Annotated in this window: 14 protein-coding genes; 6 read left to right on the top strand and 8 right to left on the bottom strand. The window is 66.3% G+C overall.

Annotated elements, in window-relative coordinates:
• Positions 1-85: 85 nt before the first annotated feature.
• Positions 86-1,273 carry a DUF2125 domain-containing protein gene (locus ACE10Z_RS06590; RefSeq protein ID WP_375787219.1) on the bottom strand — a complete coding sequence of 396 codons (1,188 nt, stop codon included), beginning with the start codon at positions 1,271-1,273 and terminating at the stop codon, positions 86-88.
• Between the two features lie 176 nt (positions 1,274-1,449).
• On the opposite strand from ACE10Z_RS06590, the gene ACE10Z_RS06585 reads away from it, so the two are divergent.
• Positions 1,450-2,046, top strand: a complete 597-nt coding sequence (locus ACE10Z_RS06585) for a gamma-glutamylcyclotransferase (RefSeq protein WP_375787218.1) — start codon at positions 1,450-1,452, stop codon at positions 2,044-2,046.
• A gap of 17 nt (positions 2,047-2,063) precedes the next feature.
• Here the strand turns inward: ACE10Z_RS06585 and ACE10Z_RS06580 are convergent, their stop codons facing one another.
• A complete protein-coding gene (locus ACE10Z_RS06580) occupies positions 2,064-2,585 on the bottom strand; it encodes a hypothetical protein (protein WP_375787217.1) in 522 nt (173 codons plus the stop codon).
• Between the two features lie 7 nt (positions 2,586-2,592).
• On the opposite strand from ACE10Z_RS06580, the gene ACE10Z_RS06575 reads away from it, so the two are divergent.
• The gene (locus tag ACE10Z_RS06575) at positions 2,593-5,886 is read left to right on the top strand and encodes an efflux RND transporter permease subunit (RefSeq protein ID WP_375787216.1); all 3,294 of its coding nucleotides are present in this window, start codon (positions 2,593-2,595) and stop codon (positions 5,884-5,886) included.
• Between the two features lie 85 nt (positions 5,887-5,971).
• Here ACE10Z_RS06575 and ACE10Z_RS06570 read toward each other — a convergent pair whose 3' ends face one another.
• A complete protein-coding gene (locus tag ACE10Z_RS06570; RefSeq protein WP_375787215.1) occupies positions 5,972-6,376 on the bottom strand; it encodes a carboxymuconolactone decarboxylase family protein in 405 nt (134 codons plus the stop codon).
• Between the two features lie 427 nt (positions 6,377-6,803).
• On the opposite strand from ACE10Z_RS06570, the gene ACE10Z_RS06565 reads away from it, so the two are divergent.
• Positions 6,804-7,271 carry a peroxiredoxin family protein gene (locus ACE10Z_RS06565; RefSeq protein ID WP_375787214.1) on the top strand — a complete coding sequence of 156 codons (468 nt, stop codon included), beginning with the start codon at positions 6,804-6,806 and terminating at the stop codon, positions 7,269-7,271.
• Between the two features lie 109 nt (positions 7,272-7,380).
• Positions 7,381-8,862: an aldehyde dehydrogenase gene (locus ACE10Z_RS06560; protein ID WP_375787213.1), complete on the top strand. Its 1,482-nt coding sequence runs from the start codon at positions 7,381-7,383 to the stop codon at positions 8,860-8,862.
• Between the two features lie 8 nt (positions 8,863-8,870).
• Here ACE10Z_RS06560 and ACE10Z_RS06555 read toward each other — a convergent pair whose 3' ends face one another.
• The 4 genes from ACE10Z_RS06555 to ftsE all read right to left on the bottom strand — a co-directional run bounded on the left by ACE10Z_RS06555 (position 8,871) and on the right by ftsE (position 12,135).
• Positions 8,871-9,632 (bottom strand): lysophospholipid acyltransferase family protein, encoded by a 762-nt coding sequence (locus ACE10Z_RS06555; protein WP_375787212.1) that lies wholly within the window; start codon positions 9,630-9,632, stop codon positions 8,871-8,873.
• A gap of 1 nt (position 9,633) precedes the next feature.
• The gene (locus ACE10Z_RS06550; RefSeq protein WP_375787211.1) at positions 9,634-10,353 is read right to left on the bottom strand and encodes a YdcF family protein; all 720 of its coding nucleotides are present in this window, start codon (positions 10,351-10,353) and stop codon (positions 9,634-9,636) included.
• Between the two features lie 158 nt (positions 10,354-10,511).
• A complete protein-coding gene (locus ACE10Z_RS06545) occupies positions 10,512-11,483 on the bottom strand; it encodes a cell division protein FtsX (RefSeq protein ID WP_375787210.1) in 972 nt (323 codons plus the stop codon).
• Positions 11,476-12,135, bottom strand: coding sequence for a cell division ATP-binding protein FtsE (gene ftsE, locus ACE10Z_RS06540; protein ID WP_021079468.1), 660 nt, complete (start codon positions 12,133-12,135; stop codon positions 11,476-11,478). The genes ACE10Z_RS06545 and ftsE overlap by 8 nt, the downstream gene beginning before the upstream one ends.
• Before the next feature lie 276 nt (positions 12,136-12,411).
• Between ftsE and ACE10Z_RS06535 the strand changes: the two genes are divergently transcribed.
• The gene (locus ACE10Z_RS06535; protein ID WP_375787209.1) at positions 12,412-13,275 is read left to right on the top strand and encodes an MJ0042-type zinc finger domain-containing protein; all 864 of its coding nucleotides are present in this window, start codon (positions 12,412-12,414) and stop codon (positions 13,273-13,275) included.
• Positions 13,276-13,312: 37 nt separating this feature from the next.
• Positions 13,313-13,690, top strand: coding sequence for a response regulator (locus ACE10Z_RS06530; RefSeq protein WP_375787208.1), 378 nt, complete (start codon positions 13,313-13,315; stop codon positions 13,688-13,690).
• A 277-nt stretch (positions 13,691-13,967) separates the two neighbouring features.
• Here ACE10Z_RS06530 and ACE10Z_RS06525 read toward each other — a convergent pair whose 3' ends face one another.
• A complete protein-coding gene (locus ACE10Z_RS06525; RefSeq protein WP_375787207.1) occupies positions 13,968-16,586 on the bottom strand; it encodes a TIGR02302 family protein in 2,619 nt (872 codons plus the stop codon).
• Between the last annotated feature and the right edge of the window lie 23 nt (positions 16,587-16,609).

Genomic DNA, 16,609 nt, shown 5'->3' with positions numbered 1-16,609 from the left:
TAGCGTAATCCGCCCTGTTTGGTTGGCTTGCTTGGCGGGTTACGGCTTCGCCTAACCCGCCCTACGGAGCTTCGAGCGGTGCCGCTCAGAACAGCGGCGGAATCTGCGCGACTTTCAGCGGACCCAAAAACACCGCGCCGTCGGCGAAGCGCAGCGGGAAGCTGCGCGCCTTCTTGCCTTCGAGCGTAGCCTCGGTGCCGAGCGAATTGATGCCGGCGGAGATGCCGGCATTGGCGTTCTGCTTGATCACCTTGCCGAGGCCGGGGATCGCGCGATCCAGCGCGCCGAACAGATTGCTGAGGTCCTGGCTCTTCACGCCAGGCGCGACGCGATCGAGCGTCGACTGCGGCACGCCCTCCTCCAGCATCTTGTCGATGCCGAGCGCGGGGATGACGCGCTCTAAGCCGGCGACCGTCATCTGCAGTTCGCCCTCGATGCGGCCTTGCGCGTTGAGGCGGAGCGTGCCGGCCGCGACCGACAGCACATCGCCCTGCTCGATCCGCGACTGCTGGATCTCGACGCTGCCGCCGGCCGCCTGGATCTCGCGGAAACGATCCGGCCACGGCTTGGGCGAGAAATCCTTCAGGCCGTTCAGCCGCGCATGGATGTCGGCGTTGAACGGCTGGGTGAGCAGCGGATGCACGTCCTGCAGGCTGCCGCCGGCGATCTGCAGCACGGTCTCGATCGCGGGGCTGTCGGGGGCCGAGCCGTCGACCTGCCGGCCGTGCAGTTCGATGTGGTCGACGCGCATCAGCGGCGTCGGCGCGGGACCGCCGGTGCGATCGATGGCGAGATTGTCGAACACCAGCGAAGCGCGCTGCGGCACCGCCGGCAGGCCGACCACGCTAGAGCGTCCAAGGCTCCAGTTCACCGACAGCGTCGGCTGCGCGTTGCGCTCGGCGAGCGTGGCGGGGCCCTTGAACTCCGCGATCACGAGCTTGGGATCATAGATCTGCGCCACGACCAGGATCTCGACCAGCCGCGCCACGAACGACATTTGCGGCGAGGCGGTCTGCGACACCAGCATCACGCTGGGCTGCTCGCAGCGGATTTCGAGCCGGAACGGGTAACCCGCCACCGAGCGCTTGTCGCAATCATAGACCCGGCCGGCCTTCGCCTCCTGCGCGCGCCAGGCATCGGCCTGCACGCCGACCTGCGAGGCGGCGAAGAACCAGAAGCCGCTCCACAGCACCGCGGCGATCAGGACCACGACAGGGACGGCATAGAGGCCGAAGCGCGAGCGACGGCGAGGGGCTGAGTTCAAATCGGACATGCGGCGTCCTTTGGCGGTCGAATTTGTCAAAATCGAAGCGGCAGCAAGCCGCGAGCACTCCTTGCGCACCTGTTGCGCAACCCTCGCGCAACCCTTGCGTAACCCTTAGGTAACTCTTGGAAACATCACGGAATCTGCTTCGCTTCGACGGCGTGTTCTGCTAGCCCATCTGCGCGATGTCAGCAAATCCTCCCCATTCCGAAACCGACGGCGACCTCTGGGTGTTCGGCTACGGCTCGCTGATGTGGAAGCCGGGCTTCGAGTTCCTGGAGCAGGTGCCGGCGCGGCTGATCGGCGAACATCGCGCGCTCTGCGTCTATTCGTTCGACCACCGCGGCACCCCGGAGAAGCCGGGCCTGGTGCTCGGGCTCGACCGCGGCGGCGCCTGCCGCGGCATCGCGTTCCGCGTCGCCGCCCGCCTGCGCCACGACACAATCGCTTACCTGCGGGCGCGCGAGCAGACCACCAACGTCTATCGCGAGGTGATGCGCTCGGTGTGGCTGGAGAATGCGGCGCGCGACCGCGTCTCCGCGCTGGCCTATGTGGTCGATCGCGGCCATGTGCAATATGCCGGACGGCTGTCGCTCTCCGAACAACTGCGCCTGGTGCAGCAGGGCCACGGCCGCTCCGGCAACAACCGCGACTATGTGCTCTCGACCGTCGCGGCAATCGAGAAGCAGGGCTTTCGCGACACGCAATTGCACCAGCTCGCGACGATGCTGCATGATGCCCATGCGGCTCGCCATCCGCTGCAGGATGCCCGGGATGCGTAGGGCCGCAGCGCGAGGCTCTACTTGGTTCGCTTGCCCAGCCGTCGTTTAACGACCTCGCCGAGCGGACTGTCCGGTGACTTGCGGAATGCCTTGAGCTTCTTCACTTGGCCCTTGCGCAGTGCTTGCGACTGCGCCTCGTCAGCGAGCTCGGCCGCGACGTCCCCCCGCGTGGCGACGAGCGCCTGCCGCACCGAGCGGCGTTCGTCCTGATGCGAGAGCTGCTTGCTGCGCGGGATGTTCTTTCGACTGCTCTTCTGATTTTCACCATACGTGTTGCGTCGATCGTTCCGGTAGCTCAGTCGCTTCTTCTCCTGGGGAGTTTTCACCTTGCTCACAGATGGTCCCCTTTCTCGACCGGAGGTCGCCGCGTCGGTATCATCGATCAGCCCTTGTAAACGGGTTGTTGCCAAATCGCACTTTTTCGGCGCGCGGCGCGGCGTATCCGGCAAATCGCGGCGGGTGTATGACAGTGGCCTGTGACATTTAGGCTTTTGCATCGCGGCGCAGACGGATAGAAGCTCATCCGCGAACATCGACACTGATGCAATGAACCTCTCCGCACCCTTCATCCGCCGGCCGGTCGGCACCACGCTGCTGTCCCTTGGACTGGTGGTGGCGGGCATCATTGCGTTCTTCAAGCTGCCGGTATCGCCGCTGCCCGACGTCGACATCCCGACCATCATGGTGCAGGCGACCCTGCCCGGCGCCAGCCCGGCCGACGTCGCCTCCACCGTGGCGAGCCCGCTCGAGCGCCACCTCGGCCAGATCGCCAGCGTCACCGAGATGACGTCGACGTCTTCGCTCGGCTCCGCCCGCATCACGCTGCAATTCGACATCGACCGCGACATCAACGGCGCCGCGCGCGACGTGCAGGCGGCGATCAACGCGGCGCGCGCCGACCTGCCGACCAACCTGCGCGCCAACCCCACCTACCGCAAGTTCAACCCGGCCTCGGCGCCGATCCTGATCTACACCCTGACCTCGGACACGCTGACGCCGGCCGAGCTCTATGACGCCGCCTCGACCGTGCTGGCCCAGAAGCTGTCGCAGGTCGAGGGCGTCGGCGAAGTCTCGGTCGGCGGCGGCTCGCTGCCTGCGGTGCGCGTCGAGCTGATCCCGCCGGCGCTCTACAAATACGGCATCGGGCTCGAGGACGTCCGCGCCGCGCTCTCGAGCGCCAATGCGCACAGCCCGAAAGGCGGCATCGACGTCGGCAACCAGCGCTACCAGATCTATGCCAACGACCAGGCACGGAAGGCCGCCGACTACAGGCCGCTGGTCGTTGCCTACCGCAACGGCGCGGCGGTGCGCCTGACCGATGTCGGCGACGTCATCGATTCCGTGGAGAATGTGCGCACGCTCGGCCTTTCCAACGGCAAGCCGGCCGTCGTGATGATCGTGTACCGGCAGTCGGGCGCCAACATCATCAAGATGGTCGACAGCGTGAAAGGGCTGATGCCGCAGCTCAGGGCCTCGGTTTCGCCCGCGATCGACATCACACTGGCGATGGACCGCTCGAAGACGATCCGGGCCTCGCTGCACGATGTCGAGATCACGCTGCTGATCGCCGTCGCCCTGGTGATCCTGGTCGTGTTCGCCTTCCTGCGCAACGCCCGGGCCACGCTGGTGCCTGTGGTGGCGGTCGGCGTGTCGCTGATTGCGACCTTCGCCGTGATGTATCTGCTCGGCTACACGCTCGACATCTTCTCGCTGATGGCGCTGACGGTGGCGACCGGCTTCGTGGTCGACGACGCCATCGTCGTGCTGGAGAACATCGCCCGCCACATGGATGCCGGGATGTCGCGGCTGGAGGCGACGCTGGTCGGCACCCGCGAGGTCGGCTTCACCGTGCTGTCGATGAGCGTGTCGCTGATCGCGGTGTTCGTGCCGATCCTGCTGATGGGCGGGCTGGTCGGCCGCCTATTCCGCGAGTTCGCCATGACCATCACCATCGCGATCGTGATCTCGCTGGTGGTCTCGCTGACGACGACGCCGATGATGTGCGCGGTGCTGCTGCGCAAGGACGAAGGTCAGCCGCATGGCCGGATCTACCGGATCAACGAGCGCCTCTTCGAGCTGATGCTGAGCGGCTACCGCGCCACGCTCGGCCTCGCGCTGCGGCATCCGCTCCTGGTGATGCTGATCCTGGGCTGCACGCTCTATCTGAACGTCCATCTCTACACGGTGGTGCCCAAGGGTTTCGTTCCGCAACAGGATACCGGGCTGCTGATCGGCTCGATCCAGGCCGACCAGAGCACCTCGTTCCAGCTGATGCAGCAGAAGCTGACCCAGTTCATCGACATCGTGAAATCCGATCCGGCGGTCGAGACCGCCGTCGGCTTCACCGGCGGCGGCGGCGTGGGTCCGGGCGGCACCAACACCGGCACCGTGTTCGCCTCGTTGAAGCCGATGGACGAACGCAAGCTGCGCGCCGACAAGGTGATCGAGCGGCTGCGCGATCCGCTGGCGAAGGTGGCGGGCGCCACCCTGTTCCTGCAATCGATCGGCGATCTCGGCGCCGGCGGGCGCTCGGGCAATGCGGCTTATCAATACACGCTGAAGGGCTCGACCTTCGAGGAGCTGAACGAGTGGACGCCGAAACTCGTCGCCGCCTTGCAGAAGGAGCCGACGCTCGCCGACGTCAACACCGACCAGCAGAACAAGGCGCTGCAAGCCAATCTGGTGATCGATCGCGACGCCGCCTCGCGGCTCGGGATCACGGTCAGCCAGCTCGACAATACACTCTATGACGCGTTCGGGCAGCGCCAGGTCTCGACCATCTTCGTCGCGCGCAACCAGTATCACGTGATCATGGAGGTCGCGCCGCGCTTCTCGCAGGATCCGCAGACCCTGAAGGAGGTCTACATCTCGACCTCGGGCGGATCGGCGACCGGCACGCAGAGCACCAATGCGGTGGCGGGCACGGTGGCCTCGTCGTCGCAGAAGAGCTCAATCAGCTCGGTCGCCGCCAATGTGGTGCGCAATCAGGCGACCAACTCGATCGGCGCCACCGGCAAGGGCGTCGCCTCGACCGGAACCGCGGTCTCGACCAGCGCGGAGACGATGATCCCGCTGTCCAGCGTCGCCCGTTTCGAGCATGGCGAGACGCCGCTTGCGGTCAACCACCAGGATCTCCTGGTCGCCAGCACCATCTCGTTCAACCTGCCGCCGGGCGTCTCGCTCAGCACTGCGACCACCACGATCGAGAGCGCGATGCACGCGCTCGGCATGCCGGCGGGCATTTCCGGCGGGTTCGCGGGCTCCGCGAAGATCTTCCAGCAGGCACTGGCGAACGAGCTGTTCCTGATTCTCGCGGCACTCGCGACGATCTACATCTCGCTCGGCATGCTCTACGAGAGCTACGTTCACCCGCTGACCATCCTCTCCACGCTGCCCTCGGCCGGCGTCGGCGCGGTGGCGGCGCTGATGCTGTCGCACACCGATTTCGACATCATCGGCATGATCGGGGTGATCCTCCTGGTCGGCATCGTGAAGAAGAATGCGATCATGATGATCGACTTCGCGCTCGATGCCGAGCGCCAGCGCGGGCTGTCGTCGCGCGATGCGATCTACCAGGCCTGCCTGATGCGCTTCCGGCCGATCATGATGACGACGCTCGCCGCGTTGTTCGGCGCGGTGCCGCTGATGATCGGCCTCGGTGAAGGCAGCGAGCTGCGCCAGCCGCTCGGCATCGCGATCTTCGGCGGCCTGATCCTGAGCCAGATCCTGACGCTCTACACCACGCCGGTGGTCTATCTCTATCTCGACCGCGCCAGGCTCTGGACCCAGCGGCGCCGCGCCGCGCGCCGTGCGCGGCGGACCGCGGCACGCGCGTCCTGACCAGGCCGTGTACTCACAAATTCGAAGCGCGTGTCGCGGGGTAGCGAGGTCCGCGTTACCCCTGCAAGCAAAATTGACACCAAAGCTATTTCGGTGCGGACAGTCTATCAACCTCCTGTTGGAATTTCTGCAGGTCATAACCCGAGCCTTGCAGCATCGTGCTGTTGAAACGGATGAGCGCGGCGGTCGCAATGGCCTCCTTTATTTGAGCATCGGTCGCACCAGCCGCTTTTGCCAATTTGGTGTGACCGTAAACGCAATAGACACAGGGAATCTGTGCTGCCACACCGAGGGCAATGAGTTGCTTGGTCTTCGCGTCCAAAGCTCCGTTGGGATTCATCACGGCCAGTTGTTCGTCCCAATGCGGCTTCAGTGCCTGGTCAGGAAATGTCTGTTTGAAATATTCAGGGGCCTCCTGAGCGCTGACGGTTGGTTCCGTTGCCAAGGCCAACAACAGCGCTAAACCAGTACTCGCTAGTAAGGTTCTCATGACTGATCTCCCTTAAGGGTACGCCAAAAAAATCATACCGCTCAAGCGCGCACCGCATGCAGCGCGCAACCATGGTCTCCTGCAATGAAAGTCGCCGCATCGCCTCCCTGTGGTTCGGAACCACACCAGCGGCTTGCAACCACCTGATTACAGCAGGGAAACGCGACCGGCGAAATATACTCGATGGTCTATTTTGCGCAGCAGCAATTAGGAGCCGTCGCTGTCTCTTGCGGTCACAAGAGGACATCTCGAGGGCCGCCGGTCCGCTTTAGCTTCTTGTCTGAGCGTGATCTCCGCGCAAACGCGTTCCGCGTTTGTCGCGAGGGACAACGGCTTCGCACTTTGCCGGATCATGCTTTGGGGTCGTTGACAGACCTTGTCCGGCCTTGCCAATTTGCCGAAAGGCTCAGCGCAAGGAACTGATATTGTGACTCCAGCACCGGAAATCGCTGCATCCCGCTGGTTCAACACCGGCGAGCCCCTGACCCTTGCCGCGCTGCGCGGCCGCCCGGTGCTGCTGCACGCGTTCCAGATGCTGTGTCCCGGCTGCGTCAGCCACGGCACGCCGCAAACGCAGCGCGCGTTCGAGCTGTTCAAGCATTCGGACCTGCAGGTGATCGGGCTGCACACCGTGTTCGAGCACCACGCGGCGATGACGGAGGTGTCGCTGGAAGCCTTCATCCACGAATACCGCCTGACCTTCCCGATCGGCGTCGACGAAGCCGGCGACGGCACGCCGATCCCGGTCACCATGCAGCGCTACGGCATGCAGGGAACCCCGACCAGCATCCTGATCGGCCGCGACGGCAACATCGTGCATCACGGCTTCGGGCAACAGAGCGACCTGGCGCTCGGCGCCATCATCGCAGCCGAGCTTGCCGCGCCGCACGGCTGATGCCGGCCCACACTGCCTGCAACCCCTTCCCGCAGCTGCGTTATGACGGCGTCGCGCAATGCGTGATACCGTCTGCCCAACCAGAACCATCGCTTTGCGGGAGGATCGCATGAAGACCTATCAGCTCTACATCAACGGCCAGTATGTCGACCCCGCCAATGGCGAGTGGTTCGACAGCATCGATCCCTATCGCGGCGAGGCCTGGGCCAAAATTCCGCGCGGCTCGGCGGCCGATGCCGACAAGGCGGTGAAGGCCGCCAACGAGGCGATGTGGCGCGGCCCGTGGGCGAAGATGACGGCGTCGGCGCGCGGCAAGGTGATGCGCAAGCTCGGCGACCTCGTCGCGGCCAATGCGGAGCGTCTCGCCGAGATCGAGGTGCGCGACAACGGCAAGCTGATGGCCGAGATGCTCGGCCAGCTGCGCTACCATCCGGAGTGGTGGTGGTATTTCGGCGGCCTGGTCGACAAGCTCGAGGGCGGCCTGGTGCCGATCGACAAGGCCGACACCTTCGCCTACACGACGCACGAGCCGGTCGGCGTCGTCGCGGCGCTGACCGCCTGGAATTCGCCGCTGCTGTTTGTCGCCTGGAAATGCGCCGCCGCGCTGGCGGCCGGTTGCGCCGTCGTGGTGAAGCCCTCGGAGTTCACCTCGGCCAGCACGCTGGAATTCGCCGCGCTGACGAAAGAGGCGGGGATTCCCGACGGCATCTTCAACGTGGTGACCGGCTTCGGGCCCGAAGCGGGCTCCGCATTGATCGCCCATCCCGGCGTCGCAAAGATCACCTTCACCGGATCGGACACGACCGGCGCAAAGGTCTACGAGACTGCGGCGAAGAGCCTGAAGCGGGTCTCGCTCGAGCTCGGCGGCAAGTCGCCCAACATCGTGTTCGAGGATGCCGACCTCACTGCGGCGGCGGCCGGCGCGATCTCCGGCATCTTCGCCGCCACCGGTCAGACCTGCATCGCCGGTTCGCGCCTGCTGGTGCAGAGCTCGATCAAGGAGAAGTTCGTCGCGCGCGTGCTGGAGCTGGCGAAATCCGCCAAGATCGGCGATCCCATGCAAGCCGACACCAATGTCGGCCCGATCACGACGCCGGCGCAGTACAAGAAGGTGCTCGACTACATCGATATCGCGAAAGCCGAAGGCGCGCGCTGCCTGCTCGGGGGCAAGCCGGCCACAGGCGACGGCATCAAGGGCGGCCAGTTCGTCGAGCCGACCATTTTCACCGATGTCGACAATTCGATGCGGATCGCGCGCGAGGAGGTGTTCGGCCCGGTGCTGTCGATCATCTCCTTCGACACCGAGGAAGACGCCATCCGCATCGCCAATGACACGATCTACGGCCTTGCCGCCGGCATCTGGACCAAGGACCTCGCCCGCGCCATCCGCGTGCCGAAGCAGCTGCGCGCCGGCACGGTTTGGGTCAACACCTACCGCGCCATCAGCTACATGATGCCGTTCGGCGGCATGAAGTTCTCAGGCGTCGGCCGCGAAAGCGGCATCGACGCGGTACGCGAATATCAGGAGACCAAGAGCGTCTGGATCTCCACCGCGACGGACGTGCCGGCGAATCCGTTCGTGATGCGGTAGCTCTCCGCCTACCCCTTCGCCGCACCCGGCACACCGCCGAACAATTGCGCCTGCTCGGCGCGGCCGGCGTCGACGATGCGGGTGGTGGCGGTTTCGATCTGTTCGCGCAGGCGGGTCATGAACTCGTCGCGCGGCAGGCCCGGCGGCAATGGATCGAGGAACTCGACCACCAGCGTGCCGGGATAGCGCATGAAGGTGCGGCGCGGCCAGAACAGCCCGGAATTGAGCGCGATCGGCAGGCACGGCACGCCGCTCTCGGCATAGATCTGCGCGACGCCGGCCTTGTAGTTCGGCGCAGCGCCGGGCGCGGTGCGGGTGCCTTCCGGGAAGATCACGAGCTGCCGCCCGAGCTTCACTTCGGCCGCCGCTCGCTTCAGCGTCTTGATCAGCGAGCGCGGGCCGCCGCCACGCTCGACCGAGATCATGCCGACCTTCTTGAGGTACCAGCCGAACACCGGGATCATCATCAGCTCGCGCTTGAGGATGAACAGCGGATGCTCGAAGAAGCGCACCAGCGCGAACGTTTCCCAGAACGACTGGTGCTTGGAGGCGACGACCAGCGGCCCCTGCGGAATCTTCTCGACACCGCGGAACTCGATCCGGATGTTGCAGATCACGCGCATCAGGAACAGGCTGGTGCTGGCCCACGCGGCCTCGATCGCCATCATCGCGCCGCGCGGCAGCAGCAGCGCCGGCAGCGCGACGATGCAGAGCAGCACCAGCACCAGATAGAACAGCACGTTGAAGATCAGCGAGCGCAGGAAGATCATTTCAGTCCTTGTCCGCCTGCGCCGTCGCCGGTCGGCGCGGCGTAGCTGCCGGCTGCTCGGCGAGATCCGAGGTCAGGTCGAGGCCGATATCGGCCAGCCGCACCCGCATCTCCGCGGCGACATATTTGGCGTATTCCGATAGCAAGAGACGGAACGTTCCGCCACTCGTCCACCACGGCTCGTCGCGCCATTTGTCGCCGACGACCGCGAACGGGATCAGCGTGATGTCAGGCATCGCATGTGACAGTTCCACGATCGCCCGGGGCATGTGGTAGTTCGAGGTCACCACGATCAGCGACTTGAAGCCGCGCTCGTGCGCCCAGCGCCGCGTCTCCGCCGCATTGCTGCGGGTGTTCACCGCCGAGCGGTCGAGATCGACGCAGCACCGCATCAGCCCCTGGCTGTCCGGCACCGAGCGCGAAATGTCATTGGCGTCGTTGGTCGGATGCACGCCGGAGATCAGCAGGCGCTTGCCGTAACCCGCGGCCAACAACTCCATCGCGTCGGACACCCGCGACGAGCCGCCGGTCAGCACCACGATGCCGTCGGCATTGTGCGGCGGATCGGTCTCGACGCCGCGCAATTGCGACAGGAAGCCGATGAAACCGACCGCGGCGGCAACGAAGGCAAGCGCCAGCGGCACGACGAAGACGGCGCGCAGCCAGCCACGCGCCTGCGCGGCATGGCCTTTCGGCGACGTATCGTCGGGCTGCAAACTCATGTGATGCGGATATCCTTCCCCCCGGGGATTTTAGAGCATGATCCGGAAAAGTGGAAACCGGTTTTGCCCGGCCAGGGCGGCGCGGATCCGCACGAAATCACACGCTGGCAGCGAAACGCGATCAAGAAACCGGCCCATGATTGCGACGCTGCGGGCCGTCAGTCGATGTCGTCGAGCGTGGCGAACAGGGTGCGCCGCGACGCCCATGCGGTGATCGCCGCGATCAGCACCGCCTGCAACGCCAGGACGAGGTAACCCGACGGACGCAGCGAGAACGTGCCGAGCAGGGCCGCGAACTGGTCGCCCACCGGCGTGCCGGAGAACCAGTTGGCGATCGACTCGGAGAAGCCGAACGCCAGCATCGCCGCGCCGCCGCCGATCAGCCCGCCCTCGAGGCCGAGCCGCAGGAAATGCCGCAGGAAGCGGTTGGCGATGAAGCTGTCGCCGGCGCCGACGAAATGCAGCACCTCGACGATCGGGCGGTTGGACGCCATCGCGCCGCGGGTGGCGAACGACACCGAGATGATGGTGGCGATGATCACGAGGATCAGGATGCCGACCCCGGCAAACACCGTGGCGCCGGTCATCGAGCGCATGCGCTCGATCCAGGCGCGGTGATCGTCGACGCTAGCGGTCGGCGCCACCTGCGTCACCCGCGCGCGCAAGCCGGCGAGATCGAGCGTGGAGCCGGGCTGCACCCGCGCCACGATCACGCGCGGCACCGGCAGTTCGTCGATCGAAAGCCCGCTGCCGAGCCAGGGCTCCAGCAGCTTGGCGGATTCCTCCTTGCTGAACGGACGCACCTCGAGAATGCCGGACTGCGCCCGCATCGCCTCCACCGCCGCCTGCGCGTCGCGATCGAGGTCGCGGCCCGGCGAGGGCCGCACCTGGATGGTGATCTCGCTCGACACTTCGGACTGCCACTCGGCCGCCGACGCGCTGACCAGCAGCACGGTGCCTGTCGTCAGCGAGGCGAGGAAGGTCATGATCGCGACCACCGCGACCAGCGCGCGGCCCGAGATCGAGGCCCGCGGCACGATCGGCGACATGTTGCGCGCGGTGGCCGGGACCTGCGGGCGCTCGCGCCCGAGATCGACCAACGACACTTTCTCGTCGCCGCTCCTACTCATAGATATGCAGCCGTCCCTGATGCAGCACCAGTCGCCGCGCCTCGTACTGATCCATCAATGTAATGTCGTGGGTCGCGATGATAACAGCGGTGCCCGATTTGTTGAGCTCGATGAACAACCGCAACAGGCGGCGCCCGAGCGTCGGATCGACGCTGCCGGTCGGCTCGTCCGCCAGCAGCAATTGCGGCCGCGAGATCACCGCGCGCGCGATGGCCGCGCGCTGCTTCTCGCCGCCCGACAGGATCGGCGGCAGCGCATCCATGCGCTCGCCGAGGCCGACCCATTTCAAGAGGTCGATCACCTCGCGGCGATAGGTCGATTCCTCGCGGCCCATCACGCGGAACGGCAGCGCGACGTTCTCATAGGTCGTCATGTGGTCGAGCAGGCGGAAATCCTGGAGCACGATGCCGATCCGCTTGCGCAGGTCGGCGACCTGGTCCTTGCTCAGCAGGGAGACGTCCTTACCGAACAAATTGACCAGCCCGCGGGTCGGCCGCAGCGACAGGAACAACAGCCGCAGCAGCGAGGTCTTGCCGGCGCCCGACGGCCCGGTGAGGAACTGGAACGAGTGCGCCGGGATCATGAAGGAGAGGTCGCGCAAAATCTCCGGGCCGAGCCCGTAGCGCAGACCGACATTTTCGAACCGAACCAATGCGCTAGCTCCGTTCGAGAGGGCCTGTGGCCCAATACCCCGCTCCAGAGCCGCTTCCGTTCCGACGAAATCGGAACGGGGCTCTGGATTCTTGTTTGGACGCGTTTTCTTCACGCGAACCGGTACCCACTTCGCTCGAAAACGCTTTCGCGGCCCGAACACCCGCCGGGCGGCCGCGAACCGCACAGAAAGCTTGTGCGTCGGTTATGGTTTCCGATTCGTTAACGGTCGCTCAGTAGCATCCGGGCATACCACACGGTGGAGATTCGGCTCCATATGCATATCGTTTGCCCGCATTGTACAACATCTTACGCCATCAATCCGGCCACCCTGGGCGAGGCCGGACGCACGGTCCGTTGTTCCCGCTGCCGCGAGGTCTGGCTGGCCCGGCCGGAGGACGCGATCGGGGCGACCGCGCCCACTTTGGCCTATGAGGCCGCGGGCTCCAGTCTCGCCGCCGAATGGGATGCGATGGGCCGCGAGGAGGCTGACGCGACCCCGGTGGTCGAGAGCCCCTCGATTTCGGCCGATTTACCCGCCGACGAGGACGCCGCCACGGAATGGCCGGCGGTGGCCGAGGCGGATGCCGCGGCCCATGCCGGTACCCAGGACGCCGCCGGAAAGCGCCGCTTCCGCCTGCCGCGGCTTCCCCGGCTGTTTCGCCTGCCCTCCCTGCCGCGCATTCCCTTCATGCCCGTGATCGGCGCCCTGCCGACCACCTGCGCCGCGATGGGCGCGCTGATCATCGCGCTGTTCGTCTGGCGCAACGACGTGGTGCGGCTGCTGCCGCAGACCGCGCTGTTCTACAAGATGGTCGGGCTCGACGTGAATTTGCGCGGCCTCGCCTTCAAGGACCTCAAGATCACCACCGAGACCGTGGACGGCAAGCCGGTGCTGGTGATCGAAGGCATGATCGTCGGCCAGACCAGGAAGCCGGTCGAACTGCCGCGGCTGCGCTTCTCGGTCCGCGACGCGCAGGGCGCCGAGATCTATGCCTGGAATGCGGTGCTGGAGCAGCCGGTGCTCAATCCCGGCGAGCGCGCTTTCTTCAAGTCACGCCTTGCCTCACCGCCGCCCGAAGGCCGCAATATCGACGTACGCTTCTTCAACAAGCATGATCTCACCGGCGGCCGCGCCTGAGGCTGACGGCCACCACTTTCGGAAACCGACCATCACCATGACGCGTGTTCTGATCGCCGACGACGAAGACTCGATGCGCTCGCTGGTTGCCCGCGCCATCGCCATGGACGGCCACGAGACCGTGACCGCGCAGGACGGCGCCGAGGCGCTGGAGATGCTGACGCGCGATGAGGGCGCGTTCGACCTGCTGCTGACCGACATCCAGATGCCTGTGATGGACGGCATCGCGCTGGCACTGACCGCGGCACGCGACTTCCCCGAATTGAAGATCCTGTTGATGACCGGCTTCGCCCATCAGCGCGAACGCGCCTCCGGCCTCGAGGCGATCGTGCATGACGTAGTGACCAAGCCGTTCTCTGTGGCCGATATCCGCACCGCGGTGGCGGATGCGCTGGCGGCAAGGAAGGCGCAATAGCTCGTCATTGCCGGGCTTGACCCGGCAATCCATCCCCGAAGAACAATTCTCGCGAAGCTCGATGGATGCGCGGGTCAAGCCCGCGCATGACGAGGGTGGTGCGCGGTGCTTTCCGCGTCGTCATTGCAAGCGAAGCAACTCGCCTCACATTTGATGTCATGCCCCGCGAAAGCGGGGCATCCAGTACGCCGCGGCTTCTCGATTCAAGCGCTGGCGTCTCTGGAATACTGGATCGCCCGGTCGAGGCCGGGCGATGACAGCGGAGAGGATGGCGGGCTCAATAATCCTTCAGCAGCCGCTCGATGTAGTCGAGCTCGATCTGCGGGCGTGACGGATCGGCGAGGCGGCGGCGCAGCTCTTCGAGGATGCGGCGGACGCGCTGGACGTCGATCTCGCCGGGGATCTTCACCGTGTAGTCGTCGCCGAACTCGCGGCCGTGCAGCGGCCGGCCGAGCGGATCGGTCTGGTTGCCACCGCTCTGCTGGCGGCCGGCGCGGTTGCCGGGACCATCGCCCGGCTGGTCGCCGTCGCCCTGCTGCATCGCGTCGGCAAGGCTCTGCGCGCCCTTGCGCAGCGCATCCAGCGCGCGGCCTTGCGAATCCACCGCACCGTCGGCATTGCCCTCGCCGAGCCGCCCGGAGGCATCACCCATCGCGGAATCGGCCTGGTCGAGCCCATCGCCGTCGTCATCACCCTGATCGCCACCCTGGTCGCCCTGCTGCGCCTGGTCGCCCTTCTGGCCTTGCCCCTTCTGGCCCTTCTGGCCGCGCTGCTCCGGGCCCATGCCGCGCTTGGCGAGCTCTTCCTGCAGCTTCTTCAGGCGGTCGCGCAGCGCCTGCTGATCCTGCTGCAGGTCGCCCATCGACTGGTCGCCCTGCTTGCCGCGCATCCGGTCGCGGCGGGAATCCTGGCCCTGCTTGAAGGTCTTGTCGCGCAACTGCTGCTGCTTGCGGATCATGTCGCCGAGCTCGTTGAGCGACTGCTGCATGTCGTCGTCGCCCTGATTGGGCTGCGCCATCTGCAGGTTTTCCAGCATCTGCTGCATCTGTTCCAGCAGCTGCCGCGCCGCATCCTTGTCGCCGGAGCGCGACAGCCGCTCCATGCGATCGAGCATGTTCTTGAGGTCCTGCTGGCTCAGCACCTTGGCGTTGGGATCGAGCGGGCGGGCGAGCTGCTGCGGGTTGTTGCGGAACTGCTCGACCATCTGGCGCAGGAAATTGTCCAGCGCCGCGCGCAGATTGTCGGTGAGCTTCTTGATCTCCTCGTCGCTCGCGCCGCGCTCCAGCGCCTGCTTGAGCGCGTCCTGCGCCGCGCGCAACGCCTTGTCGACATCGGTGATGTTGCCGTCCTCGATGGTGACGGCGAGCGCCCACAGGCTGGCGACGACCTCGCGCAGCTGGTCGTCGGTGCGCGCCGCCTCGAGCTGGCGGCTCACGGTGTGGAGGCCGAGATAATAGCCGGTCTCCGGCATGAACATTTCCGGCGCGATCATCAGCGCGTCGAGCGCGGCGTAGACCTGGCCGTTCTGGTTGGCATCGAGCGCCAGGATGCGGCGCTGCTCGATTAGCGCGCGCGCCAAGGGCTTGGTGAACAGCCGCTCGGGCAGCCGCATGTTGAAGGGCTCGCTGCCGCCCTCATTGCCGGCCTCGTCCTTGGCGGTCAGCGTCAGCGTCACGTCGGCGCCCGCGTAAGGGTCCTCGCTGAGGTCTTTGACGGTCTGCCCGACGCCGTTGCGGGTGCGCGCATTCGGCAGCACCAGCGGAAATTGCGGCGGCTCGAACAGCGGACGCGGCTGCGCTGCCTTGCCATCGGCATCTTTCGGCGCATCGGCAGGCCGCGCCGCGAACTGCGCGCGGGCTTCGGTGACACCGTAATCGTCCTCGAGCCTGTAGGACATCTGCAAGGCGCCGCGCGCCTGCCGCTCCGGATCCTTGGCGAGCGCAATCGACGGCGGGCGGTCCGGCGTCGCGGTGAATTTCCACTGCGGCTGCCCGGCCGGGGCGCGGACATGCGCGGTGCCGTCGCCGGTGATCTTGAAATGCCGCTCATTGGTGCCCTTGGGCGCCTGCCCTTCGGGCGCGACCTCGGCGACGCCGCCACCGACCACGACGTCGATGGTGCCGCCGCTGGAGCGCACCAGCAGCGTGCTGCCGGCCGGAACCGCGAGCGGGGTGGTGTCGGCCGCGGCTGCGTCCTTGTTGGCATTGGACAGGATGATCGGCGGCTTGCCGGTGTAGTTCGGCGGCGTCACCCAGGCGTCGACCCGGACATTGGCCGGCGCCATGATGCCGTTCCAGTCGAACGCGGAGGCAACCCGCAGGCCGCGCTCGTCGCCGGCCGCGACATAGGTCGCGACCAGCATCACGATGACCAGCGCGCGCAGCGCCCAGGGGTCGTGCAGCGAGACCCGCGGCCGCGGCAGGCCGGCGCGGATGCGCTTGATCGAGGCCAGCGTGCGCTCGCGCTGCGCCTGCCACAGCGCCAGCGCGAACGGGTCCTTGTTGGTCAGCGTGTCGGAGAGCGTGGTCGCCGGGCGATGGCGGACGCCGGCGCCGCGGTCGAGCCGGCTCAGGCCCTCCTCGCGGCTCGGCCAGCGGAAGCGCAGCAGCGGCAACAGCGCCGCGAGCGCGGCAATGCCGAACAGGGCGGCGCCGGCCACGCGTGCGGCAAACGGCAGCACCAGCCACAGCCCGGCCCAGGACGCGACCAGGAACAGACCGGCGACCGTCAGGAACCGCGCCAGATGCGGCCACGCCCGTTCCCACGCAATCGCGAATTTCGCCCGCTGCAGAGCCTCGGTCAGCTTCAATTGCGTCAGCTTCAGCCGCGCGTCCGCATCGCTGTCGCGGGCGGCGCGTGACGGGGTGTCAGACGGGTCGATGTTGGCTCCGCTCAATAAAATCTCCGGGGTAGCCGGCA

It is taken from the genome of Bradyrhizobium sp. Pha-3, assembly GCF_042258615.1.
GTDB lineage: Bacteria > Pseudomonadota > Alphaproteobacteria > Rhizobiales > Xanthobacteraceae > Bradyrhizobium.
Note: the sequence above shows the minus strand (reverse complement) of the source record. Positions and strands in the feature narration are given on the sequence as shown.

What these genes read in the sequence shown, in the direction of transcription:
- ACE10Z_RS06585 (WP_375787218.1), top strand. Translation starts at nt 1,450, where the DNA reads ATGTCAGCAAATCCTCCCCATTCCGAAACCGACGGCGACCTCTGGGTG.
- ACE10Z_RS06545 (WP_375787210.1), bottom strand. Translation starts at nt 11,483, where the DNA reads ATGAGTAGGAGCGGCGACGAGAAAGTGTCGTTGGTCGATCTCGGGCGC.
- ACE10Z_RS06575 (WP_375787216.1), top strand. Translation starts at nt 2,593, where the DNA reads ATGAACCTCTCCGCACCCTTCATCCGCCGGCCGGTCGGCACCACGCTG.
- ACE10Z_RS06560 (WP_375787213.1), top strand. Translation starts at nt 7,381, where the DNA reads ATGAAGACCTATCAGCTCTACATCAACGGCCAGTATGTCGACCCCGCC.
- ACE10Z_RS06535 (WP_375787209.1), top strand. Translation starts at nt 12,412, where the DNA reads ATGCATATCGTTTGCCCGCATTGTACAACATCTTACGCCATCAATCCG.
- ACE10Z_RS06530 (WP_375787208.1), top strand. Translation starts at nt 13,313, where the DNA reads ATGACGCGTGTTCTGATCGCCGACGACGAAGACTCGATGCGCTCGCTG.
- ACE10Z_RS06590 (WP_375787219.1), bottom strand. Translation starts at nt 1,273, where the DNA reads ATGTCCGATTTGAACTCAGCCCCTCGCCGTCGCTCGCGCTTCGGCCTC.
- ACE10Z_RS06550 (WP_375787211.1), bottom strand. Translation starts at nt 10,353, where the DNA reads ATGAGTTTGCAGCCCGACGATACGTCGCCGAAAGGCCATGCCGCGCAG.
- ACE10Z_RS06570 (WP_375787215.1), bottom strand. Translation starts at nt 6,376, where the DNA reads ATGAGAACCTTACTAGCGAGTACTGGTTTAGCGCTGTTGTTGGCCTTG.
- ACE10Z_RS06555 (WP_375787212.1), bottom strand. Translation starts at nt 9,632, where the DNA reads ATGATCTTCCTGCGCTCGCTGATCTTCAACGTGCTGTTCTATCTGGTG.